Origin of the sequence: Pectobacterium cacticida, from assembly GCF_036885195.1 — a bacterium.
In the GTDB taxonomy this organism is placed as follows: Bacteria; Pseudomonadota; Gammaproteobacteria; order Enterobacterales; family Enterobacteriaceae; genus Pectobacterium; species Pectobacterium cacticida.
Genome location: NZ_CP133656.1, coordinates 2,850,824 through 2,877,642, shown reverse-complemented (window position 1 = coordinate 2,877,642; position 26,819 = coordinate 2,850,824). Strand labels below are relative to the sequence as shown.

At 57.3% G+C, this 26,819-nt stretch carries 9 protein-coding genes; 6 read left to right on the top strand and 3 right to left on the bottom strand.

Annotated elements, in window-relative coordinates; all coding sequences use genetic code 11:
- The first annotated feature begins 98 nt into the window (after nt 1-98).
- Complete coding sequence (locus RFN81_RS13195; RefSeq protein ID WP_264496266.1) at nt 99-15,140, top strand: immunoglobulin-like domain-containing protein; 15,042 nt, start codon at nt 99-101, stop codon at nt 15,138-15,140.
- Between the two features lie 130 nt (nt 15,141-15,270).
- Nucleotides 15,271-15,594, top strand: coding sequence for a tryptophan synthase subunit beta (locus RFN81_RS13190; protein ID WP_264496265.1), 324 nt, complete (start codon nt 15,271-15,273; stop codon nt 15,592-15,594).
- Nucleotides 15,595-15,714: 120 nt separating this feature from the next.
- On the opposite strand, the gene lapD is transcribed toward RFN81_RS13190, so the two are convergent.
- Together lapD and lapG are read right to left on the bottom strand one after the other, a co-directional pair.
- Nucleotides 15,715-17,667: a cyclic di-GMP receptor LapD gene (gene lapD, locus RFN81_RS13185; protein ID WP_264496264.1), complete on the bottom strand. Its 1,953-nt coding sequence runs from the start codon at nt 17,665-17,667 to the stop codon at nt 15,715-15,717.
- Nucleotides 17,668-17,677: 10 nt separating this feature from the next.
- Entirely contained in the window at nt 17,678-18,367 is a 690-nt protein-coding gene (gene lapG / locus RFN81_RS13180) for a cysteine protease LapG (RefSeq protein ID WP_264496263.1), read from the bottom strand.
- Between the two features lie 180 nt (nt 18,368-18,547).
- Between lapG and murQ the strand changes: the two genes are divergently transcribed.
- From murQ to tadA, 3 genes are read left to right on the top strand one after another with little or no spacing between them, the layout of a single operon-like run.
- Nucleotides 18,548-19,444, top strand: coding sequence for an N-acetylmuramic acid 6-phosphate etherase (gene murQ / locus RFN81_RS13175; protein ID WP_264498975.1), 897 nt, complete (start codon nt 18,548-18,550; stop codon nt 19,442-19,444).
- A 31-nt stretch (nt 19,445-19,475) separates the two neighbouring features.
- The gene (gene yfhb / locus RFN81_RS13170; RefSeq protein ID WP_264496262.1) at nt 19,476-20,114 is read left to right on the top strand and encodes a phosphatidylglycerophosphatase C; all 639 of its coding nucleotides are present in this window, start codon (nt 19,476-19,478) and stop codon (nt 20,112-20,114) included.
- Nucleotides 20,115-20,158: 44 nt separating this feature from the next.
- Entirely contained in the window at nt 20,159-20,680 is a 522-nt protein-coding gene (gene tadA, locus RFN81_RS13165; protein WP_264496261.1) for a tRNA adenosine(34) deaminase TadA, read from the top strand.
- A 44-nt stretch (nt 20,681-20,724) separates the two neighbouring features.
- On the opposite strand, the gene mltF is transcribed toward tadA, so the two are convergent.
- The gene (mltF, locus tag RFN81_RS13160) at nt 20,725-22,170 is read right to left on the bottom strand and encodes a membrane-bound lytic murein transglycosylase MltF (protein ID WP_264496260.1); all 1,446 of its coding nucleotides are present in this window, start codon (nt 22,168-22,170) and stop codon (nt 20,725-20,727) included.
- 279 nt (nt 22,171-22,449) lie between these two features.
- On the opposite strand from mltF, the gene purL reads away from it, so the two are divergent.
- Nucleotides 22,450-26,334 (top strand): phosphoribosylformylglycinamidine synthase, encoded by a 3,885-nt coding sequence (gene purL, locus RFN81_RS13155; protein ID WP_264496259.1) that lies wholly within the window; start codon nt 22,450-22,452, stop codon nt 26,332-26,334.
- Nucleotides 26,335-26,819: the final 485 nt, after the last annotated feature.

Sequence of the window (26,819 nt, the reverse complement as noted above, 5' to 3'; positions counted from 1 at the left end):
CGGACACATAATTGAAACCTTATTCATCAGGATGATGAACGTTCCTCCCATAGCGCTTTTAATGAATAAAAAACAAACAGATATCAAGGGGCAGTTACATGAATAACGTGGTCGGTATCATCAAATTTGTTATCGGACAGGTCTTCGTTATATCTCTGGACGGTGTGCAGCGATTGTTAATGGTCGGCGATAAAATTTATCGCGGAGAAGAGATTGTCACCGGAGGAGATGGTGCGGTAACCATCACATTACCGGATGGTCGTTCGTTGGATGTGGGGAGAAACAGCCAATGGAGCGACAACGGAGACATCACGCCGCAGGAAACGCCTCAAGGCGCAGATGAAGTGGCTGCCTTGCAAGAAGCGATCTTACAAGGTGCTGACCCGACCCAAATACTGGAAGCCACGGCGGCGGGCAATACTGATGTCGGTGAAGCCGGCGACGGTGGCGGAAGCCATGCGGCGGTTGTACTGGATTTGACCGGGCAAATCGTGGATCCAACCGTTGGTTACCCCACGGCGGGGATTGGTTTCGCGACGGATAACCTGGTGGAAACGGACGGTTTTGATACACAGTCGTTGGCCTTCCCGCTGCCAGCAGAAAACAATGACACCATTACGTTAAGTTCGGATGATCGCGTCACTGAAGGCGGCAAAATTACCGTGACGGCAACGGTAAATAATCCGGTGACAGGCAGCGATCTGGTCATTGGGCTGACGGATGGTTCAATGATTACTATTCCGGTGGGCGAAACCACCGGACAAGTTGAGATTGGCACTCGTCCCGATGATGCCTATCGGCAGGATGACGAAGTCGTTCAAATTGGCATAGGCGGCACGCAGGGCGGCAGTTATACCAATCTGGACACATCGAGCAGCACCAGCACGACGGTAGTGGACGACAGTGATGCGACAAAGATCACGCTGACGGCGCCGGAGACGGTGACTGAAGGCGGCACCTATCAGGTAACGGCTACGGTCGACAATCCGGTCACGCAGTCAGATCTGGTGATCACACTGACCAACGGCGCGACCGTCACCATTCCGGTGGGCGCGACGAGCGGCACCAGCGAGCCGATCGCGACGCGGCCGGATGACGCCTACCAGCAGGGCGACGAGCCGCTGAACATCGGCATCGACACCACCACGGGGGGCAACTTCGAGGCGCTGAATAAAGACGCCACGACGACCGTCAAGGTGGTGGACGACAGTGACGCGGTCAATGTCACCATCGAGGCCAACGGCGACGTAACCGAAGCGGAAGACGCGGTGTTCACCATCAGGGTCGATACCCAACTGCCGGACGATCTGCTGGTGACGCTGAAGAATGGCGACCAGATCACCATCAAAGCGGGCGAGCAAAGCGCGGAATACCGCGTACCGGCACAGGGCGATGACGTCTATATCGACGCGGGCGACGTCACTGCAGGGATTAGCTCGGCGGTCGTTGAGGGCAAAACCTTTGAAAACCTGGTCATTGGTGGCGATGCCACGGCTCAGATCAGCGACACGATTGACAAGGTGACGGCAGAGTTGAGCGTGAACCCGAACCCGGTGGTTGAGGGTAACGAGGTCGAATACACCATCACGCTGAAAGGCCCGGAAGGTACGAACCTGGACCTGAGCAAGCACGATGGCCTGACGATCACGCTGGACAACGGCAAGACGATCACGATTGCGGCGGGCGAGACCAGCGGTTCGGTGAAGGAAACCATTGCGGACGACGTGTTCGTGGGCGGCAAGACGCAGACGGTTGGCATCGAGTCCATCACGGAAAAGGCCACGGAAGGCAGCGGCAAGCAGTTCGAGAGCCTGGTCAAGGGCGAGGATGTGACGCTGGCGATCACCGACGAACCGGGTACGCCGGGCAATCCGGGCGAGCCGGGCACGCCGAATGCCGGGGATGCGATCACGGTGAGCATCACGGCGGACAAGGCATCGTTTGCGGAAAACGAGGAACAGACCTTCACGGTGAGCCTGGACAAGGCGGTGGATCGCGACGTGGTGGTCACGCTGGATGGCGGCAAGACGGTCACGATAGCCAAAGGCACGACATCGGTAGCCTATCAGCGTCCAGAACAAGGCGAAGACGTCTACAAGGATAGCGAAACCATCAGTGTGGCGCTGGAAGACGCGAAGGCGGCGGATGGTGCTACGTTCGAAAACCTGACGCTGGGCGATGCGGCGACGATCCAGGTGGTCGATACCGAAAGCCCGGTGACGGCGACCCTGACGGCCAATGCGACGAGCGTGGCCGAAGGCGGGGAGATCACCTACACGGTGACGCTGACCGGGCCGGCGTTTGCGGACTTCACGAAGCACGATGGGGTGAAATTCGAGCTGGCCAATGGCGAGGTGGTCGAGATTGCGGCCGGCCAGACCAGCGGGTCGGTGACGATCACCGCGCCGGACGATGTATTTGTGGGCGGCCAGCCGGCGATCGAGAATCACATCAAGGGCGTGCTGGACAACAGCGACAGCGAATTCGAGCAGCTGAATACCACGGGGACGACGCGGGTCGCGGTGACGGACGAACCCGGCACGCCGGGCAATCCGGGCGAGCCGGGCACGCCGAATGCCGGGGATGCGATCACGGTAAGCATCACGGCGGACAAGGCATCGTTTGCGGAAAACGAGGAACAGACCTTTACGGTCAGCCTGGACAAGGCGGTGGATCGCGACGTGGTGGTCACACTGGATGGTGGCAAGACGGTCACGATCGCCAAAGGCACGACATCGGTAGCCTATCAGCGTCCAGAACAAGGCGAAGACGTCTACAAGGATAGCGAAACCATCAGTGTGGCGCTGGAAGGCGCGAAGGCGGCGGATGGTACTGCGTTCGAGAACCTGACGCTGGGCGATGCGGCGACGATCCAGGTGGTCGATACCGAAAGCCCGGTGACGGCGACCCTGACGGCCAATGCGACGAGCGTGGCCGAAGGCGGGGAGATCACCTACACGGTGACGCTGACCGGGCCGGCGTTTGCGGACTTCACGAAGCACGATGGGGTGAAATTCGAGCTGGCCAATGGCGAGGTGGTCGAGATTGCGGCCGGCCAGACCAGCGGGTCGGTGACGATCACCGCGCCGGACGATGTATTTGTGGGCGGCCAGCCGGCGATCGAGAACCACATCAAGGGCGTGCTGGACAACAGCGACAGCGAATTCGAGCAGCTGAATACCACGGGGACGACGCGGGTCGCGGTGACGGACGAGCCGGGCACGCCGGGCAATCCGGGCGAGCCGGGCACGCCGAATGCCGGGGATGCGATCACGGTGAGCATCACGGCGGACAAGGCATCGTTTGCGGAGAACGAAGCACAGACGTTTACGGTGAGTCTGGACAAGGCGGTGGATCGCGACGTGGTGGTCACGCTGGATGGCGGCAAGACGGTTACGATAGCCAAAGGCACGACATCGGTAGCCTATCAGCGTCCAGAACAAGGCGAAGACGTCTACAAGGATGGAGAAACTATCCGTGTGGCGCTGGAAGGCGCGAAGGGCGCAGATAACGCAGTCTTCGAGAACCTGACGCTGGGCGATGCGGCGACGATCCAGGTGGTCGATACCGAAAGCCCGGTGACGGCGACGCTGACGGCCAATGCGACGAGCGTGGCCGAAGGCGGGGAGATCACCTACACGGTGACGCTGACCGGGCCGGCGTTTGCGGACTTCACGAAGCACGATGGCGTGAAATTCGAGCTGGCCAATGGCGAGGTGGTCGAGATTGCGGCCGGCCAGACCAGCGGGTCGGTGACGATCACCGCGCCGGACGATGTATTTGTGGGCGGCCAGCCGGCGATCGAGAATCACATCAAGGGCGTGCTGGACAACAGCGACAGCGAATTCGAGCAGCTGAATACCACGGGGACGACGCGGGTCGCGGTGACGGACGAACCCGGCACGCCGGGCAATCCGGGCGAGCCGGGCACGCCGAATGCCGGGGATGCGATCACGGTGAGCATCACGGCGGACAAGGCATCGTTTGCGGAAAACGAGGAACAGACCTTTACGGTCAGCCTGGACAAGGCGGTGGATCGCGACGTGGTGGTCACACTGGATGGTGGCAAGACGGTCACGATCGCCAAAGGCACGACATCGGTAGCCTATCAGCGTCCAGAACAAGGCGAAGACGTCTACAAGGATAGCGAAACCATCAGTGTGGCGCTGGAAGGCGCGAAGGCGGCGGATGGTACTGCGTTCGAGAACCTGACGCTGGGCGATGCGGCGACGATCCAGGTGGTCGATACCGAAAGCCCGGTGACGGCGACCCTGACGGCCAATGCGACGAGCGTGGCCGAAGGCGGGGAGATCACCTACACGGTGACGCTGACCGGGCCGGCGTTTGCGGACTTCACGAAGCACGATGGCGTGAAATTCGAGCTGGCCAATGGCGAGGTGGTCGAGATTGCGGCCGGCCAGACCAGCGGGTCGGTGACGATCACCGCGCCGGACGATGTATTTGTGGGCGGCCAGCCGGCGATCGAGAATCACATCAAGGGCGTGCTGGACAACAGCGACAGCGAATTCGAGCAGCTGAATACCACGGGGACGACGCGGGTCGCGGTGACGGACGAACCCGGCACGCCGGGCAATCCGGGCGAGCCGGGCACGCCGAATGCCGGGGATGCGATCACGGTAAGCATCACGGCGGACAAGGCATCGTTTGCGGAAAACGAGGAACAGACCTTTACGGTCAGCCTGGACAAGGCGGTGGATCGCGACGTGGTGGTCACACTGGATGGTGGCAAGACGGTCACGATCGCCAAAGGCACGACATCGGTAGCCTATCAGCGTCCAGAACAAGGCGAAGACGTCTACAAGGATAGCGAAACCATCAGTGTGGCGCTGGAAGGCGCGAAGGCGGCGGATGGTACTGCGTTCGAGAACCTGACGCTGGGCGATGCGGCGACGATCCAGGTGGTCGATACCGAAAGCCCGGTGACGGCGACCCTGACGGCCAATGCGACGAGCGTGGCCGAAGGCGGGGAGATCACCTACACGGTGACGCTGACCGGGCCGGCGTTTGCGGACTTCACGAAGCACGATGGGGTGAAATTCGAGCTGGCCAATGGCGAGGTGGTCGAGATTGCGGCCGGCCAGACCAGCGGGTCGGTGACGATCACCGCGCCGGACGATGTATTTGTGGGCGGCCAGCCGGCGATCGAGAACCACATCAAGGGCGTGCTGGACAACAGCGACAGCGAATTCGAGCAGCTGAATACCACGGGGACGACGCGGGTCGCGGTGACGGACGAACCCGGCACGCCGGGCAATCCGGGCGAGCCGGGCACGCCGAATGCCGGGGATGCGATCACGGTGAGCATCACGGCGGACAAGGCATCGTTTGCGGAAAACGAGGAACAGACCTTTACGGTGAGCCTGGACAAGGCGGTGGATCGCGACGTGGTGGTGACGCTCGACGGTGGCGAGACGGTCACGATCGCCAAAGGCACGACGGAAGTCGCTTATGCGCGCCCCGCACAGGGCGAAGACGTTTACAAGGATAGCGAAACCATCAATGTGGCGCTGGAAGACGCGAAGGCGGCGGATGGTGCTGCGTTCGAAAACCTGACGCTGGGCGATGCGGCGACGATCCAGGTGGTCGATACCGAAAGCCCGGTGACGGCGACGCTGACGGCCAATGCGACGAGCGTGGCCGAAGGCGGGGAGATCACCTACACGGTGACGCTGACCGGGCCGGCGTTTGCGGACTTCACGAAGCACGATGGGGTGAAATTCGAGCTGGCCAATGGCGAGGTGGTCGAGATTGCGGCCGGCCAGACCAGCGGGTCGGTGACGATCACCGCGCCGGACGATGTATTTGTGGGCGGCCAGCCGGCGATCGAGAATCACATCAAGGGCGTGCTGGACAACAGCGACAGCGAATTCGAGCAGCTGAATACCACGGGGACGACGCGGGTCGCGGTGACGGACGAACCCGGCACGCCGGGCAATCCGGGCGAGCCGGGCACGCCGAATGCCGGGGATGCGATCACGGTGAGCATCACGGCGGACAAGGCATCGTTTGCGGAAAACGAGGAACAGACCTTTACGGTGAGCCTGGACAAGGCGGTGGATCGCGACGTGGTGGTGACGCTCGACGGTGGCGAGACGGTCACGATCGCCAAAGGCACGACGGAAGTCGCTTATGCGCGCCCCGCACAGGGCGAAGACGTTTACAAGGATAGCGAAACCATCAATGTGGCGCTGGAAGACGCGAAGGCGGCGGATGGTGCTGCGTTCGAAAACCTGACGCTGGGCGATGCGGCGACGATCCAGGTGGTCGATACCGAAAGCCCGGTGACGGCGACGCTGACGGCCAATGCGACGAGCGTGGCCGAAGGCGGGGAGATCACCTACACGGTGACGCTGACCGGGCCGGCGTTTGCGGACTTCACGAAGCACGATGGGGTGAAATTCGAGCTGGCCAATGGCGAGGTGGTCGAGATTGCGGCCGGCCAGACCAGCGGGTCGGTGACGATCACCGCGCCGGACGATGTATTTGTGGGCGGCCAGCCGGCGATCGAGAATCACATCAAGGGCGTGCTGGACAACAGCGACAGCGAATTCGAGCAGCTGAATACCACGGGGACGACGCGGGTCGCGGTGACGGACGAACCCGGCACGCCGGGCAATCCGGGCGAGCCGGGCACGCCGAATGCCGGGGATGCGATCACGGTGAGCATCACGGCGGACAAGGCATCGTTTGCGGAAAACGAGGAACAGACCTTCACGGTGAGCCTGGACAAGGCGGTGGATCGCGACGTGGTGGTCACGCTGGATGGTGGCAAGACGGTCACGATAGCCAAAGGCACGACATCGGTAGCCTATCAGCGTCCAGAACAAGGCGAAGACGTCTACAAGGATAGCGAAACCATCAATGTGGCGCTGGAAGACGCGAAGGCGGCGGATGGTGCTGCGTTCGAAAACCTGACGCTGGGCGATGCGGCGACGATCCAGGTGGTCGATACCGAAAGCCCGGTGACGGCGACGCTGACGGCCAATGCGACGAGCGTGGCCGAAGGCGGGGAGATCACCTACACGGTGACGCTGACCGGGCCGGCGTTTGCGGACTTCAGCCAGCACGATGGGGTGAAATTCGAGCTGGCCAATGGCGAGGTGGTCGAGATTGCGGCCGGCCAGACCAGCGGGTCGGTGACGATCACCGCGCCGGACGATGTATTTGTGGGCGGCCAGCCGGCGATCGAGAATCACATCAAGGGCGTGCTGGACAACAGCGACAGCGAATTCGAGCAGCTGAATACCACGGGGACGACGCGGGTCGCGGTGACGGACGAACCCGGCACGCCGGGCAATCCGGGCGAGCCGGGCACGCCGAATGCCGGGGATGCGATCACGGTGAGCATCACGGCGGACAAGGCATCGTTTGCGGAAAACGAGGAACAGACCTTCACGGTGAGCCTGGACAAGGCGGTGGATCGCGACGTGGTGGTCACGCTGGATGGTGGCAAGACGGTCACGATAGCCAAAGGCACGACATCGGTAGCCTATCAGCGTCCAGAACAAGGCGAAGACGTCTACAAGGATAGCGAAACCATCAATGTGGCGCTGGAAGACGCGAAGGCGGCGGATGGTGCTGCGTTCGAAAACCTGACGCTGGGCGATGCGGCGACGATCCAGGTGGTCGATACCGAAAGCCCGGTGACGGCGACGCTGACGGCCAATGCGACGAGCGTGGCCGAAGGCGGGGAGATCACCTACACGGTGACGCTGACCGGGCCGGCGTTTGCGGACTTCAGCCAGCACGATGGGGTGAAATTCGAGCTGGCCAATGGCGAGGTGGTCGAGATTGCGGCCGGCCAGACCAGCGGGTCGGTGACGATCACCGCGCCGGACGATGTATTTGTGGGCGGCCAGCCGGCGATCGAGAATCACATCAAGGGCGTGCTGGACAACAGCGACAGCGAATTCGAGCAGCTGAATACCACGGGGACGACGCGGGTCGCGGTGACGGACGAACCCGGCACGCCGGGCAATCCGGGCGAGCCGGGCACGCCGAATGCCGGGGATGCGATCACGGTGAGCATCACGGCGGACAAGGCATCGTTTGCGGAAAACGAGGAACAGACCTTTACGGTCAGCCTGGACAAGGCGGTGGATCGCGACGTGGTGGTCACACTGGATGGTGGCAAGACGGTCACGATCGCCAAAGGCACGACATCGGTAGCCTATCAGCGTCCAGAACAAGGCGAAGACGTCTACAAGGATAGCGAAACCATCAGTGTGGCGCTGGAAGGCGCGAAGGCGGCGGATGGTACTGCGTTCGAGAACCTGACGCTGGGCGATGCGGCGACGATCCAGGTGGTCGATACCGAAAGCCCGGTGACGGCGACCCTGACGGCCAATGCGACGAGCGTGGCCGAAGGCGGGGAGATCACCTACACGGTGACGCTGACCGGGCCGGCGTTTGCGGACTTCACGAAGCACGATGGGGTGAAATTCGAGCTGGCCAATGGCGAGGTGGTCGAGATTGCGGCCGGCCAGACCAGCGGGTCGGTGACGATCACCGCGCCGGACGATGTATTTGTGGGCGGCCAGCCGGCGATCGAGAACCACATCAAGGGCGTGCTGGACAACAGCGACAGCGAATTCGAGCAGCTGAATACCACGGGGACGACGCGGGTCGCGGTGACGGACGAACCCGGTACGCCGGGCAATCCGGGCGAGCCGGGCACGCCGAATGCCGGGGATGCGATCACGGTGAGCATCACGGCGGACAAGGCATCGTTTGCGGAAAACGAGGAACAGACCTTTACGGTGAGCCTGGACAAGGCGGTGGATCGCGACGTGGTGGTGACGCTCGACGGTGGCGAGACGGTCACGATCGCCAAAGGCACGACGGAAGTCGCTTATGCGCGCCCCGCACAGGGCGAAGACGTTTACAAGGATAGCGAAACCATCAATGTGGCGCTGGAAGACGCGAAGGCGGCGGATGGTGCTGCGTTCGAAAACCTGACGCTGGGCGATGCGGCGACGATCCAGGTGGTCGATACCGAAAGCCCGGTGACGGCGACGCTGACGGCCAATGCGACGAGCGTGGCCGAAGGCGGGGAGATCACCTACACGGTGACGCTGACCGGGCCGGCGTTTGCGGACTTCAGCCAGCACGATGGGGTGAAATTCGAGCTGGCCAATGGCGAGGTGGTCGAGATTGCGGCCGGCCAGACCAGCGGGTCGGTGACGATCACCGCGCCGGACGATGTATTTGTGGGCGGCCAGCCGGCGATCGAGAATCACATCAAGGGCGTGCTGGACAACAGCGACAGCGAATTCGAGCAGCTGAATACCACGGGGACGACGCGGGTCGCGGTGACGGACGAACCCGGCACGCCGGGCAATCCGGGCGAGCCGGGCACGCCGAATGCCGGGGATGCGATCACGGTGAGCATCACGGCGGACAAGGCATCGTTTGCGGAAAACGAGGAACAGACCTTCACGGTGAGCCTGGACAAGGCGGTGGATCGCGACGTGGTGGTCACGCTGGATGGCGGCAAGACGGTCACGATAGCCAAAGGCACGACATCGGTAGCCTATCAGCGTCCAGAACAAGGCGAAGACGTCTACAAGGATAGCGAAACCATCAGTGTGGCGCTGGAAGACGCGAAGGCGGCGGATGGTGCTACGTTCGAAAACCTGACGCTGGGCGATGCGGCGACGATCCAGGTGGTCGATACCGAAAGCCCGGTGACGGCGACCCTGACGGCCAATGCGACGAGCGTGGCCGAAGGCGGGGAGATCACCTACACGGTGACGCTGACCGGGCCGGCGTTTGCGGACTTCACGAAGCACGATGGGGTGAAATTCGAGCTGGCCAATGGCGAGGTGGTCGAGATTGCGGCCGGCCAGACCAGCGGGTCGGTGACGATCACCGCGCCGGACGATGTATTTGTGGGCGGCCAGCCGGCGATCGAGAACCACATCAAGGGCGTGCTGGACAACAGCGACAGCGAATTCGAGCAGCTGAATACCACGGGGACGACGCGGGTCGCGGTGACGGACGAACCCGGTACGCCGGGCAATCCGGGCGAGCCGGGCACGCCGAATGCAGGCGACAAGGTGACGCTGACGCTGGATGACGTGACTGTCAATGAAGGCACGGGACAAACCACGATCGCCGGCAGTCTGGATCATGCGCCGCAAACGGCGTTGACGGTGACGCTGAGCAACGGGGCGACAATCACGTTCGGTCCGGATTATGTGGCGGGCACGAAGGTCAGCTCCACGCCGTTTGACATCAACAACGGCGAGGACGTGTACAAGGACGCCAGCAGTTTCGAGCTGTCGGTGACCGACGCGACCGGGGGCAACTTCGAGAACCTGGATACCAGCGACAAGGCGGTGGTGACGGTTGCAGACACCATTAATGAGGTAACGGCGGAACTGAGCGTCTCGCCGAACCCGGTGGTGGAAGGCAACGAGGTGGAATACACCATCACGCTGAAAGGCCCGGAAGGGGCAGACCTGAGCAAGCACGATGGCCTGACGATCACGCTGGACAACGGCAAGACGATCACGATTGCGGCGGGCGAGACCAGTGGTTCGGTGAAGGAAACCATTGCCGACGACGTGTTCGTGGGCGGCAAGTCGCAGGATGTCAGCATCCAGACCATCACGGAGCGCGCCACGGTCGACAGCGGCAAACAGTTTGAAAGCCTGGTTGCGGGTGAGAAGGTCACGCTGGCGATCACCGACGAGCCGGGTACGCCGGGCAATCCGGGCGAGCCGGGCACGCCGAATGCAGGCGACAAGGTGACGCTGACGCTGGATGACGTGACCGTCAATGAAGGCACGGGACAAACCACGATCGCCGGCAGTCTGGATCATGCGCCGCAAACGGCGTTGACGGTGACGCTGAGCAACGGGGCGACAATCACGTTCGGTCCGGATTATGTGGCGGGCACGAAGGTCAGCTCCACGCCGTTTGACATCAACAACGGCGAGGACGTGTACAAGGACGCCAGCAGTTTCGAGCTGTCGGTGACCGACGCGAGCGGGGGCAACTTCGAGAACCTAGATACCAGCGACAAGGCGGTGGTGACGGTTGCGGACACCATTAATGAGGTAACGGCGGAACTGAGCGTCTCGCCGAACCCGGTGGTGGAAGGCAACGAGGTGGAATACACCGTCACGCTGACGGGCCCGGAAGGGGCAGACCTGAGCAAGCACGACGGCCTGACAATCGCACTGAGCAACGGCAAGACGATAGAGATTGCGGCGGGCCAGACAACGGGTTCGGTGAAGGAAACGATCGCCGACGACGCGTTCGTGGGCGGCAAGTCGCAGGATGTCAGCATCCAGACCATCACGGAGCGCGCCACGGTCGACAGCGGCAAACAGTTTGAAAGCCTGGTTGCGGGTGAGAAGGTCACGCTGGCGATCACCGACGAGCCGGGTACGCCGGGCAATCCGGGCGAGCCGGGCACGCCGAATGCAGGCGACAAGGTGACGCTGACGCTGGATGACGTGACTGTCAATGAAGGCACGGGACAAACCACGATCGCCGGCAGTCTGGATCATGCGCCGCAAACGGCGTTGACGGTGACGCTGAGCAACGGGGCGACAATCACGTTCGGTCCGGATTATGTGGCGGGCACGAAGGTCAGCTCCACGCCGTTTGACATCAACAACGGCGAGGACGTGTACAAGGACGCCAGCAGTTTCGAGCTGTCGGTGACCGACGCGACCGGGGGCAACTTCGAGAACCTAGATACCAGCGACAAGGCGGTGGTGACGGTTGCAGACACCATTAATGAGGTAACGGCCACTCTTTCTGCAATTGGACAACCTAAACTTGGCGGTACAATTACCTATCAAGTCGAATTGAGCAACAAGGATAACTTGCCGATCGACCGTCATGGAGAGATTACCGTGACGCTGGAAAGCGGCAAGACCATCACTATTGAAGCCGGTAAGACGCTGGGTGAAATCACTGTCACACTGGAGCAAAGTGGTCAAGTAGTTGACAAGATTGTGTCGATTACTGTTGACGGCGATACACAATTCGAAGCCGAATTGATCAAGGCAGGTGAAATCAACCTGAGTGTCACCAATATTGCTCCTGTGGTAGGTACTGGGACGGCAGTGGTTTCCGAAGAAGGCTTGTCGGGAGGCATCAAGGATGACAAGGGCACTTCGGATACGACAGACTCGGCCAGCGCATCAGGCAAACTGGATATCCATGATCCGGACAGCAGCAGCTTGACCGTCAGCCTGGTGGCTCCGCAAGATGGTGCGCTCCAGTCCGGCGGTATCGATGTGAAATGGACAGTGGCTGACGATGGCAAGGCCCTGACCGGTAAAGCAGGCGATGTCGAAGTCATGCGGGTCAAGATCGATGATGCAGGCGAATACACCGTCGATCTCAAGGCTCCGGTGGATCACCCAGTCAAGGGTGTCGAGGATACGCTGAGCTTTGATATCGGTGTGCAGGTGTCGGATGAGAGTTCGACGGTCAATTCGAAGATTGCAGTCGTGGTTGAGGATGATTCCCCTGAAGCACAAGATACAGAGCAGGTTCTAAATGTGCCAGTCAGTGACATTGTCCTCACCGATCTACAAGGCGGGTTTGCCAATGTAAATTATGCACGGGGTGCCAACGGCGATTCACGCAACACCGACAGTGATCCTTATTATGAGACTTTACGTTGGGGAGGGGATACAGGGTATGGTCGATCGGGATACGATTATTATGACAACGAAGCGTACCGGGAGAATACGGATAATCTGCTGGGCTCAACCTTCAAGCTGGGTTCTTTCTCGCACATCAATTTCCCAGTGACGGGTGCGACATTGGATACCACGGATTTGGTGGTCAAGTTCAATGTGACGATCGATGGGGTATCGCATGAAATCGAACATACGATCAAGTTGAAGCACACCGAAACACCTAACTCAGAGAGTGTCTGGGTACCCGGTAATTGGTGGTCCCCTGGACATTGGGTGACGCGACCTCTTCCTTTGGAAGATCAGCGCGACATTGTCGAAATCGATCAGGCGACATTGACGAAAACCTTCACCGTGGGCGATCGTACTTTTGAATTCACAATCGATGGGTTCAAAAATAACGAGTATGGTGATCCTGTGTCGAAGGTGTACACCTGGGAAGATGCTGTTAATAAATTCGATCTCTACGCCACGATTTCGGCTGTGGATGATATGCCAAGAATCGAAGGGAAACTAGACGGCGATCTCTATGGTTTTGGTGCCGATGGTGCCGGTGACGAAAAAGGCATTGTTTGGGAAAATGCTGAAAAGCAACCCGATGGCAGCTACAAGATTGTCAATGAATACGGCACATTTATTGGCAAGGCGGATGGTTCATACACATTTGAGATGAGCCGTGAAGCACGTGACAATATGACCGTGAATGAGCAGGACGATATTCGGTTTACTTATTCAGTGATTGACGCTGATGGCGATGGTGCATCGGCTGATTTGGTTCTGGTCTTGAAGGGCACACCTAATAATATGCCTGAGCAGAAGGCACCAGAGGTCGAGTTGACGCTGACGGCGGAAACGGAAGAAATCACTTTGCCCGGCGGCGGCTTTGATGGCGATGACCAAAATCCATTGGGCGGGGCTTGGAAGGTTGTGCAAGGCCCGGTAAGCACGAATGATGCAGACAAAGGTCTATTGACAGTTGATGACAATAATATCTCTCGAGATAAACCAGTGCGTGTCGAATCAACAGCAACCGTAGATATAGGCAAGCTTCCTGACAATACAACAGTTGAATTAGATATTGGTTGGAATAACGGTATTACAGGTGATAGTGGGCCAAATGGTGCTCCAATGCAGGCTATTATCTATTTTAATGGAGTAGCTTTGCTGCAGATAACGACACCCGATGAGGTTCCCTATGATTGGCAAGCACCAGGAAATTACGAAGATGAGAATGGGGATTGGATTGCACCTTTTCCTGAGGGAGCTCGTAATGCTGCCGTTGAAGTGCTTCGGCCAGGTACCTCATTTGTGTTAAATGGTGTTGAATACTCATATGGGGAACAGGCTGATTTGTTGACTTGGGCGAAAAACTATCTAGAAACTGGCCGTCGGAACGATCCTGATTATTTGGATGATAAGCTTAGTCATATATCAATTAAGCTCCCAGACGATGCGCTGACAAAAGATGGAGATGGGAAGCTCGCAGTGGAGTACTGGACACCAAAAACGACTGGAGTGGCCGACGACATCCAAATCGGCTCCTTCAAGCTGGTGGTGCCGGACAATAGCGGCGATCAGCCCGGCGAAGGTGTTAAGACCACCTTCAAGGCGGCCGTGGTGATTACCGACGATGATTCGACCATGCTAAGTCATGCAGAAATCAAAGTTAACGGTTTCACCAAAGATGATGTGTTGAAGCTGTACGGTGATAACACGTTCCATGTCGATCGCGGTGACAATGGCACGCTGATGGTGAGCGCCGATAAACCACAACATATTGATGCCTGGAATAAATTCCTTTCGCATCTGGAGTTTACGACCACGGATACTGCGGGCAAGGCGATCAGCATCACGGTGACGGATGCCGAAGGCAACGCGAGCAAGCCGGCGACGGAGTCGTTATCTGCCGAGCCTGCGGCGGCATTGGCCGCCCAGCGTTTCAGCGCCGTGGAACATGTGGATGATAGTACGTTGGATGCGTCGCAGCCTCATGATGATCTGGCCGCTGCGCACCGCGTTTCAACGTTGCTTGATGAACATGGCAGCGCGTCTTCTACTGAAGGGGCGGTTAGGTCGCTCATTGGCGGTGATGGCGATGATATCCTGATCGCGGGAAGTGGCGATACGATACTGACTGGCGGTAAAGGGGCGGATACCTTTACGTGGCAGAAAGGGGATTTTGGGCATGATATCGTCAAGGATTTCAATCCGGACGAAGGCGATAAGCTCGATCTGAGTGGTTTACTGAATGAACTGAATGGTACGGCGGATATCGCCAGCTATATTCGTACCAACATGGTTGACGGATCTCAGGTGATTGAGGTGAGTACCAAAGGGGACTTCACTGGTGAGCAGGCGGCGAAAGGAGGAACCGTCGATGTGTCTATCACGCTGGAAGGTTATACCGGCGATGTGATGGACCATCTGATCGCTAAGCCTGAAAACCACGTGTAAAAACCACCGCTCTGACTGGCGACTGGGAAGGCATTTGCATCCCAGCGCCAGTTTTTTTATAGAATAAGTACCCTATCGATAGCCTCGTGGGTTAAAAACCCTTTTGGCGCCTTTTTTGGAGGTTTGAGCGATGTTGTACATTCAACGTAACAGCGAGGGTCGTTTGATTCGGGCGGAAGAAACGCCTTTTCCTGAGATGACCGAAGAGCTGCCGCTGGATTCTCCAGAAGCAATAGCATGGCAACAAGGGCTTCAGCAACTACGCCAGAGCGATCTGGAGATGGTTCGCGTCCTTGAGGATTTGATTCAGGTACTGATGCACAAAGGCTTGATTACGATCACTGATTTCCCGCCCGCGGCGCAACTCAAACTGATGGGGCGTGCTCAGGCGCGTGAGGCGCTAAATGGGGGGTTAAATAAGCTGATTGGCGATGATGAAGAGACGATGCTGTAACGGCAGCTATTTTTGCCCATGGTCTTGGTGACCCATGCGGTACTTTTCTGCTATGCCGCGACGGCCAATGAGGCAGCCGCGACAGCCAAGCTAAACATGTTGCTTGATGGTGGCTACGCTTCAGGCGCGTGTCGCCGGTTGCGGTTCGCCTAGCAACCGACCCATGGCACCCTGTAACCCCATCTCCTGTAGTACTGTCAATTCCCCTTCGGTTTCAACGCGTTCGGCAATGAGCGGCAGAGCGATGCTGTTCGTAGCACGATATAGCGCTTCGATAAACATCTTTTTATCGTCTTCACGATCGATATTACGGATGTAACTACCATCGACTTTCAGGTACGCCAGCCCCCATTGAGACAGGTTGCCGATGAGGCTAAAGCGTCCGCCGAAATGTTGAATCCCCAGCGCACAGCCATGCGCATTTAATAGCTTGACTAGCGCATCCAGTTGGGTGCTCTCCGGCAATTGATTCTCGTCCAGCTCCAGAATCAGACGGTTGGCAATCTCGGGCTGTGATTTTAGCGGCGCCAGAAGATCGGCCAGTTGCTGTAGATCCTGAACGGTCGCGCCAGACAAGCTCAGTGCCAGCTTGCCCTCGTGCTGACGCAGATAGGTGAGTACCTCATGCAGCATGGCTTGATCCAGCCGCGTGTCCCAGCCAAAGCGTTGAATCCACGGCAGGAAGCGACCCGCGGCGATAAGGTTCCCTTGTTCATCCTGAATACGCGCCAGGACTTTATGATGCAGTATGTGATGGGGAGCGCTACATGCTACGACGGGTTGTAAGAAAAGCAGCAAGCGCCGTTGTTCAAGTAATGGATCGAGCAGGCTAAACCAGCGGTGACGGTCGTTGTCGCGCGATTCGTCATGATCAGGCGACGGGGCGAAAGGCGCGGCGGTATCGCTATGGCTTTCGGCTTGTGTCAGCGCCTGATCGCCCTGACTAAACAGAGATTGCGCGCTATCGCCGGGGTGGAAAGGCACCATTCCCAACTGCGCAACCGGAGAAACGTCGGTTTCTCCGGTCAGGTGTAACGTTTCGAGGTTACGCCGCAGTTCGTTCGCCAGCGCGTTGGCTTCTTTATCAACCAGCCCAGGGCAGAAGAGGGCAAATTCCCCGCCGCGAATACGTGCCAGCAGGCTTTTCGCATCGGTATGTTGGGTTTGCGCTTTACGCAGGATATGCCCGACGGCGGCTAACAGCGCGTCGGTACGTTGACCGCCCAGACGCTGGTTCATACCGGCCAGATCCTGTACACGGATCAGGATGAGGAAGCCGGGCGCGGTTTCTTCATCGGCTAATTTATCGCTGAGCTGCATATCGAACGCGCGACGGTTGAGCAAACCGGTTTGCGGATCCTGATAGGCATCCTGGCGTAAACGTTCACTGCGTTCCGCCTCTTCTGCGAACAGCGTCTTAAGCTGGCTGACCATCAGATTCATGGCCTGCACCACGCGGCGGAATTCCGGTGTGGCGGGAAGGGCGGGCTGGCTAAGGAACTCACGTCGGGTAATCGCTAATGATTGTTCGACAATATAATCGAGCGGGCGTAGTTGGCGGCGCAGGAGCCACGCGCCGATGATCACGCCCAGCGCGCCGCAGCCCAGTAGCCAGAGGAACGTCGCCGTACTGCTGCGCCAAAGTCGGGTTATCGCAAACATCGGATGGCTGACGACATCGACTCTGGCGGCCTGTTCCCAACCGCGCATGACGATGGCTTCGCCTGCGCCGGGTTGTAGCTTAACCAGCCGGACAAACCAGCCCGGTACGTCAGGAATATCCGGCGACGCGGTGCGTTCCAGCAGCACGTTGCCGGTGCTGATATCCCGCACGCGAATGCTGGAATAATAGCCGCTGTCGAAAATCGAACTGACCATCAGTTCCACCATCGCCGGATCGTCAATATTTGGCGTTAGGGAGAGCCCCAGCGCGGTGGCGGCATCCTGCGCATGGGCGTGAAGCTGGTTATTATACTGTTCGCGCGAATTCTCCAGACTGACGACAAAACTTCCGGTGAAAATAATCAGCACAAACACGCAGATGGCTATCAGTAATTGCTTATAGAGAGACATAGCCTAACCTTTACTCCTCAATGGCGAACCCTTCGGCTCGCATTTTGATTAAGACATCCTGCCAGCGTGAAAGCCGTTTACTGTCACTCACGCGTTTGTTGCCGCCGCTGGCGCCAGGCAACCAAAGTCCACCGCCATTAAACGCGTAGACCGGCACCAGATCTTTCCGCGCCGTCGCGGGTTGGATCTTGTCAGTCAAATTATCCAGCACCAGCGGAATAGCGGTCGGCGTAGAATAATAGGTCAGCACCATATGCGCTTTGTTGAGTCGCAGCGCTTTAACATAGGTAATACGTAATTTATCCGCAGGCACGCCTAAATGACGCAGCGTGAAATACTTGGCGAGCGCGTAGTCTTCACAGTCTCCGGCTCCTTTGCGCAGTGATTCAATTGGCGTTGCCCAATAATCTTCCTGATTCCACACGATGATATCATCGCGAAACGCCATACGGTCATTGAAAAACTGGTTCACGCTGCGTAGTTGCGTCTTCTCCTGCTGCTGACGGGAACGGCTTAATAGCGTCTGCCATTCCGCTATCCGACGATGTGCTTCCGGCGTGGCCGGGCCATAAAGCCGATCGCTGCGTTGATTGATGGTAATAAAATCCCATTCCGCGTGCAGAGAAGCCGTCAGCAGTAACAGCAGACAGCTAACGATGACGATCCTATAACGGGAGAGGCTCAACCCGACGCGTTGCACTGAGTTTTCTCTGTTGGCTCTGCTAAGCAGGTGATGCGTGAATATGATGCAGAATAGCTTACTTTCATGGTGCCCAAAAGCAGTATAGTAGTGAAAAAGCGGTTTATCGGCGGCGCGTCGACGCGTTAGCACCGAGCATGGGGTAGCACAATGAATACCGACGAGACGAATAAAGATACCTTGAATTTATGGAAACTGGTTTCCGAAAAAAGAAATCCGGCAACGATGACATTGGATCAGTTGACTACACTGGAAATGATGCAGGTCTTTAATCGAGAAGATCGGAAAGTGCCTGAAGCAATCGCGCAGGTTTTACCCGCGATTGCTGAGGCGGTCGACGTAGCGACGGCGGCGATGAAAGCGGGCGGGCGGCTTATTTATGTCGGCGCGGGGACCAGCGGTCGCCTGGGCGTGCTGGACGCCTCAGAGTGTCCGCCGACGTTTGGTGTGCCGCACGGGTTGATCATCGGCCTGATTGCCGGTGGGCCGGGCGCGTTGCTGAAGGCCGTTGAGGGGGCGGAAGATGATCCCGCGTTGGGCGCGTCTGATTTGCACGCGCTGGGGTTAACGGCGGCGGATATGGTGATTGGTCTGGCGGCCTCAGGTCGGACGCCGTATGTGATCGGCGCATTGCGCTACGCGCGTGATATCGGGTGCCGCACGGCGGCAATTTCCTGCAACCCGGATTCACCTATCGCTCAGGTGGCGCAGGTGGCGATTTCTCCCGTGGTCGGCCCCGAAGCGTTAACCGGTTCGACGCGGCTGAAGTCGGGGACGGCGCAAAAACTTGTCCTGAATATGATCTCTACCGGCGTCATGGTGAAGTTGGGCAAGGTGTACCAGAATCTCATGGTGGATGTGAAGGCGACCAATGTGAAGCTGCTGGATCGTGCGTGTCGTATCGTTGTTGAAGCGACGGGGGTTGCGCGTGACAGGGCGGAATGGGCGCTGGCGCAGGCGGATAATGATGTAAAGTCGGCAATTCTGATGCTGTTGGCTAATATTGACGCAGCGACGGCGCGTGAACGCCTGCAACAGCACCACGGCTACCTGCGAGAGGCGCTGATTAGCGGTTAAATTTGTCCATGTCTACGGCGGGAGAAACGTTTTGGGTGACAAGCGAGAACGGCGCATTGTTTTTTTTGATTTAGATGGCACGTTGCATCGACAAGACCTGTTTGGCAGTTTTTTACGGTTTTTATTGCGACGATTACCGCTAAACGTTGTTCTTGTTATCCCGCTATTGCCGGTGATTGGACTCGGATTATTGCTGCGCGGTCGAGCTGCCCGCGCGCCGATGAGTTGGCTGCTGTGGGCGATCACTTTCGGGCACGACGAAGACAAGCTGGTTCAGCTAGAAAAACAGTTCGTTGACGCATTTCGCCACGCTGTCATTCCGTTCCCGCAGGTTCAGCAGCGGCTGGCAACCTATTTGGCTGATAGCGATACGCAGGTCTGGCTGGTGACAGGTTCGCCGCAGCGTCTGGTGGAACAGGTTTACCATGATTCGTCTTTTCTGCCATGTGTGCGTTTGATGGGGAGCCAAATCACACGCCGCTATGGCGGTTGGGTATTGACGCTACGCTGTCTGGGGCGTGAAAAAGTCGTACAGATGGAACAACGTCTGGGCACGCCGCTTAAACTCTACAGCGGGTATAGCGACAGCAAACAGGACAACCCACTGCTCTATTTCTGCCAACACCGCTGGCGAGTAACCCCCGAAGGCCGCTTGCAACAACTGGAGTGATTGCGCCATCGCGGTATAATGCGCCGCCAAATAAAACAGCGATAATGAAGCGAGGGTGTGTGAGTAGCCTGCATAACGATGAATACTGGATGCGCTATGCATTGGCGCTGGCTCGGCGTGCCCAAGATGAAGGCGAAGTGCCGGTTGGCGCGGTGTTGGTGCTGGGGGATGAGGTTATTGGTGAGGGGTGGAACCGGCCAATAGGCCATCACGATCCAACCGCACATGCTGAGATTATGGCGCTACGACAAGGGGGGGCGGTGCTACAAAATTACCGTCTGCTGGAGACGACGCTGTATGTCACGCTGGAACCGTGCATTATGTGCGCAGGCGCAATGATACATAGTCGTATCAGCCGTCTGGTATACGGCGCGTCGGATGAGAAAACGGGCGCGGCGGGTTCGTTGGTAGACATCTTACGCCATCCCGGTATGAATCATCAGGTTGCGATTGAATCCGGCATTCTGGCGGGGGAATGCGCTGAGATGTTGAGCACGTTTTTTCGTCTGCGCCGAGAACAGCATAAAGCGCGTCGCGCGGCTGAGAAAGAAGCAGCACGGCGATAGCGTTAGCCACTGAGGTTGACGGCGAGAGCGTAAAGCGAAGCGGTTTATTCTGGCAGATCGGGGAACGGGACGGCCGGATAGCCTTGCGCAATGTGGTTCTGCTGTTGTGCTTTGGCGTCTTTTTCTTTCAGATAACCTTCCAGACTCACCCAATAACGTCGGATGTTTTCCACATAATCATAAGCTTCGTGTCCGCGCGCGTAGCCATAAGTGGTTTGGGTGTAATAACGCTTTTGGCTTAGCATGGGCAGCCGCATTTTGACATCCGCCCAACTGTCGGGGTTCCCTTTTTGTTTTTCGGTCAATTTACGCGCATCAAGCAGATGCGCGTACCCCATATTATAGGACGCCAACGCAAACCAAATTTTCTCATCATCCGGGATGGTGTCCGGCATCTTTTGCATCATATGCATGAGGTATTGCGCCCCGCCGCGAATGCTTTGCTCCGGGTCGATGCGATCGGTCACATTCAGACTTTCAGCGGTATTGCGGGTGAGCATCATGAGTCCACGCACGCCGGTCGGTGAGGTCGCTAACGGGTTCCAGTGTGATTCCTGATAAGAGATGGCGGCCAGCAACTTCCAGTCGATGTCGATGGCGTATTTTTTAAACAATGGGCGCAGATCCGGCAGCGTTTCATCAATGGCTTTCAGGAACGTCGTGGTATCGACATAGTCAAATTCACCGACGTGGCCGAGATATTTCTCCTCCAAGCGCGCAAGCGTACCGTCTTCGACAATTTGGCTGAAGAAATCTAACAGCGCCGCTGATAAGCTGTCATCGTGTGAACGACGCATATACCAGGTCACCGGTTCTTCATCACTAAGATCGAAGGCGACGGCAAGCTGCGGATGAATACGCTGCATCAAGCCAATGGTGACCGAATCGCCCAGCGTGTAATCCAGTTTGCCATCGGCAACGTGTTTCAGTAGTTCCTGCGTGCTCTGATCGGAGGCCGATTCCCACATTAATTGCGGATATTTCTTGGCTTTAAGATCGCGCAAGGTCGCCGCATGAGCGGAACCTGAAGTGACAACGAGTCGACCTTGCAGGTTATCCAGCGTTTTCGGGCGCGGCGCGCCGAGGCGGTAGACTATCTGTTGCGAAATGGAATAGTAGGTCGGGCCAGCGCGGAAGCGCCCCATACGCTCATGATTATAAATCAATCCGGCGGCGAGCAAGTCTGCCTCGTCGCTATCCAGATCGTCGAACAATTCGTCAAGATTTTTACGCGACGACACCACCAGCTTGACGCCGAGATAATCAGCGAAACGTTTAGCCAGTTCATAATCCAGTCCGGTCGGGGACCCATTACTTATTGTGTACGTTAGCGGTGAGTTTACCGTGCTGATACGCAACTCACCGCGTGAGAGGATCTGCCTGAGGTGGACATCCTGATTGCTGCGCCAGGGAATATTAGGCCATAGCGCCAACGCCAGTAGTAACGTGATAATCCCGATGAAAAAATAATTTAATTTTAAAGGTTTCAAATAGTTATCTCTCGGTGGCCGGGCGGCCAGGCTGTCTGTAACGGCAGTTTTTTATGTATCATTTCCCAGAGTTGAGGCATTTTGCTTAACAAACCGCCAGTGTGCAACTTTTATTGATTTGCTCACCGATTCACCATCCACCGCATGCGAAATGAAATTAACGCCGCGCAAACGGTTTCGTCCGTGGGAAGGATTCTCTATAATGTGCGCGTTCCCACCCCTGTTGCGCCCTATGGCTGTATCGCAGCTACTGTATCGAAGACGAGAGAACTTGAAATTATGGAAATACTGCGTGGTTCACCTGCTTTATCGGCATTCCGTATTAATAAACTGCTGGCCCGCTGTAAAGAGCATGTTTTGCCCGTCAGCGATATCTATGCTGAATACGTCCATTTCGCCGATGTTAGCGCCCCGCTGACCAATGATGAACAGGCGAAACTGACGCGTTTATTGAAGTATGGCCCCTCTCTCGTTGAACACGAACCGCAAGGGCGTCTGATATTGGTCACGCCGCGTCCCGGTACGATTTCTCCGTGGTCTTCCAAAGCCACCGATATTGCCCATAACTGTGGATTAAGCAAAGTGCTGCGTCTGGAGCGCGGTCTGGCTTTCTATATTCATGCGCCAACGCTATGTGAAGAACAGTGGCAGCAGCTAGGGGCACTGCTGCATGACCGCATGATGGAAAGCGTATTTAGTGAGATGAGTCAGGCTGAGGCGCTGTTCTCTCAGCATCAACCCACGCCACTTACCTGCATCGACATTCTGCAGCAGGGCCGTCAGGCGCTGGAAGAGGCCAACCTGCGTCTCGGGCTGGCACTGGCGGATGATGAAATTGATTATCTGCTCGACGCTTTCACCAAACTGGGGCGTAATCCCAACGATATCGAACTGTATATGTTCGCACAGGCGAATTCTGAGCACTGTCGCCACAAAATTTTTAATGCGGATTGGGTGATTGATGGCGTAACGCAGCCAAAATCGCTGTTTAAAATGATCAAGAATACGTTTGAACATACGCCCGATCACGTTCTCTCTGCGTATAAAGACAATGCGGCGGTGATGGAAGGTTCCACCGTGGGGCGTTTTTATACCAATGCCGATGGGCACTATGCCTACCATCAGGAAGACGCGCATATTCTGATGAAGGTTGAAACGCATAACCATCCAACCGCTATTTCGCCGTGGCCGGGTGCGGCAACGGGATCCGGTGGTGAAATTCGTGATGAAGGCGCGACGGGGCGTGGCTCTAAACCGAAAGCCGGTTTGGTGGGCTTTTCTGTATCGAACCTGCGCATTCCTGGCTTTATTCAGCCATGGGAAGAAGAATTCGGTAAACCCGATCGGATTGTCTCTGCGCTGGATATCATGACTGATGGTCCACTGGGCGGCGCGGCGTTCAACAACGAATTTGGCCGTCCCGCACTGACCGGCTATTTTCGGACTTATGAAGAGCGTGTCGATAGCCACAATGGTATAGAACTGCGTGGCTACCATAAGCCGATCATGCTGGCGGGCGGCATCGGTAATATTCGTGCCGATCACGTCAAAAAAGGTGAAATCAGCGTTGGGGCGAAACTGATTGTGTTGGGCGGCCCGTCGATGAATATCGGATTAGGCGGCGGCGCAGCTTCGTCTATGGCATCCGGTCAGTCCGATGCGGATCTGGATTTTGCCTCGGTACAGCGCGATAACCCGGAAATGGAGCGACGTTGTCAGGAAGTGATTGACCGTTGTTGGCAGTTGGGTGAAGCCAACCCGATTTTGTTTATTCACGATGTCGGCGCGGGCGGTTTGTCGAATGCCATGCCGGAACTGGTGAGCGACGGTGGCCGCGGTGGGCGTTTTGAACTACGCGACATTCTGAATGACGAACCGGGCATGAGCCCGCTCGAGGTCTGGTGTAACGAATCGCAGGAACGTTACGTTCTGGCCGTGGCGCCAGAACAACTGGCTCTGTTTGATGACATTTGCCGCCGTGAACGCGCGCCTTACGCGGTGATTGGGGAAGCGACGGAAGAACTGCATCTGACGATGAACGATCGCCACTTCAACAATAAGCCCATCGATCTACCGCTGGATGTGCTGCTGGGTAAAACGCCGAAGATGCTGCGTGACGTTGAACGTAAGCAGGTTGAGGGGACGCCGTTACAACGCGACGATATCTATCTGGCAGAGGCAGTCGAGCGCGTGCTGCACCTGCCTGTGGTCGCCGAAAAAACCTTCCTGATCACGATTGGCGACCGTTCGGTTACCGGCATGGTGGCGCGCGATCAAATGGTTGGGCCGTGGCAGGTGCCGGTGGCCGACTGCGCGGTGACCACCGCTAGCCTCGACAGCTATTACGGCGAGGCGATGTCTATCGGCGAACGTGCGCCAGTCGCATTGCGTAATTTTGCGGCCTCCGCCCGGCTGGCCGTGGGCGAGGCGCTGACGAATATTGCCGCGACGCACATTGGTCCGCTAACTCGCGTGAAGCTGTCAGCGAACTGGATGGCGGCGGCCGGGCACCCAGGTGAAGATGCCGGGCTGTACGATGCGGTGAAAGCGGTGGGCGAGGAGTTGTGTCCGGCGCTGGGTTTGACGATCCCGGTAGGGAAAGACTCCATGTCGATGAAAACCCGTTGGCAGGAAGACGGCGAAGATCGCAGTGTCACCTCGCCGCTGTCGTTGGTGATTTCTGCCTTTGCCCGGGTGGAAGATGTGCGTAACACGGTCACACCGCAATTGCGTACCGGGCAAGATAATGCGCTGCTATTGATCGACCTGGGCGCGGGAAATAAAGCGCTGGGTGCAACGGCGCTGGCGCAGGTCTATCGTCAATTAGGGCGCAAGACGGCAGATGTGCGTAGCCCAGAACAGTTGGCGGGGTTCTTTAATGCGATGCAGGAGTTGGTCGCCGCCAAGGCGCTTCTGGCCTACCATGACCGTTCAGACGGCGGCCTGCTGGTCACGCTGGCAGAAATGGCTTTTGCCGGCCATTGCGGCGTTACCGTCGATATCGCATCTCAAGGTGAAGATACGCTGGCGACGCTGTTTAATGAAGAGCTGGGTGCCGTGATCCAGATTACGGCTGAGCGCCGTGCCGAAGTGGAAGCGATTCTGGCGCTGCATGGTTTAGCAGACTGTGTACATTATCTCGGTTACGCTGAAGAAGGTTCGCGTTTCACTATCAACAAAGGGGCTGAAGCCGTCTATCAGGAAAGCCGGTCAACGCTACGTCGTTGGTGGGGGGAAACCAGCTGGCAGATGCAGCGTCTGCGTGATAACCCGCAGTGTGCCGATCAGGAACATATCGCCAGACAGGATGATAATGACCCCGGCCTGAACGTATCGCTGACCTTCGATCCACAGGAAGATGTTGCCGCGCCTTATATAGCCAAAAATAGTCGGCCAAAAGTGGCCGTCCTGCGTGAGCAGGGCGTTAACTCCCACGTAGAAATGGCGGCGGCATTCCACCGTGCGGGCTTTGACGCCATTGATATTCACATGAGTGATCTGCTGGAAAACCGCCGTAACTTGCAGGATTTCCAGGCGCTAGTGGCCTGTGGCGGCTTCTCTTATGGTGATGTGCTCGGTGCGGGTGAAGGATGGGCTAAATCCATTCTGTTTAATGCCCGCGTACGAGATGAATTTGCTGAATTCTTCCTGCGTCCTCAGACGTTGGCATTAGGGGTATGTAACGGTTGCCAGATGATGTCGAATTTGCGTGAGCTGATACCGGGCGCCGATCTCTGGCCGCGTTTCGTGCGTAACAAATCCGATCGTTTTGAGGCGCGTTTCAGTTTGGTCGAAGTGGAGAAAAGCCCGTCATTGTTTATGAACGATATGGCGGGGTCGCACATGCCTATCGTGGTTTCGCATGGCGAGGGCCGGGTTGAGGTCCGCGATGATGCGCATTTAGCTGCGCTTGAAGAACAGGGGTTGGTCGCACTTCGTTATATCAGCCACTATGGTCAGATAACCGAAAACTATCCGGCGAATCCAAATGGATCGCCAAACGGGATTACGGCCGTCACCAGCACCAACGGGCGTGTGACGATTATGATGCCGCATCCTGAGCGCGTATTTCGTACCGTGAGCCATTCCTGGCATCCTGAAGAATGGGGTGAAGATGGCCCATGGATGCGTATGTTCCGCAATGCGCGTCGACAACTGGGTTGAGTTAAGGTGCATTACAAAAAGGAGCTTCGGCTCCTTTTTTTGGGGCATTTTTCAATTTGTCGTTTTTTCGCGACGTAGTGGGTTTTTAATGTCTCCAATAAGAGACACTTAACATATTGATTTTACTTAATGATGTTCCATTCTCGTAAAGCTGTCTGCTTTTAGCGACAAAAGTCCTCTCTTTTTCGCGTATAGCCGTGGCTAATCCTGTTGAAGAGAGATTACGCGGTAAGAACATGACTAAAATTTCTTAATAATCATGTGATTATTTTATTTCTTAAAAGTTGGCATAATAAATGCTTAATATTGGGCGTTGCTCATTCAACTGGTTATGATTGCATTGCTTATTAGCAAATATTTTCGCTCATAACACCTGGAATGACGCCGAAAGAAAGGGTGCCTACCGTCCACCAGATAGATAACAGTACACGCAAGTGGCTTTATCAAGCATCGGGCGACACGTTGAGTGAGGCACCGCCTATTCA

What these genes read in the sequence shown, in the direction of transcription:
- RFN81_RS13195 (WP_264496266.1), top strand. Translation starts at nt 99, where the DNA reads ATGAATAACGTGGTCGGTATCATCAAATTTGTTATCGGACAGGTCTTC.
- RFN81_RS13190 (WP_264496265.1), top strand. Translation starts at nt 15,271, where the DNA reads ATGTTGTACATTCAACGTAACAGCGAGGGTCGTTTGATTCGGGCGGAA.
- lapD (WP_264496264.1), bottom strand. Translation starts at nt 17,667, where the DNA reads ATGTCTCTCTATAAGCAATTACTGATAGCCATCTGCGTGTTTGTGCTG.
- tadA (WP_264496261.1), top strand. Translation starts at nt 20,159, where the DNA reads ATGAAGCGAGGGTGTGTGAGTAGCCTGCATAACGATGAATACTGGATG.
- purL (WP_264496259.1), top strand. Translation starts at nt 22,450, where the DNA reads ATGGAAATACTGCGTGGTTCACCTGCTTTATCGGCATTCCGTATTAAT.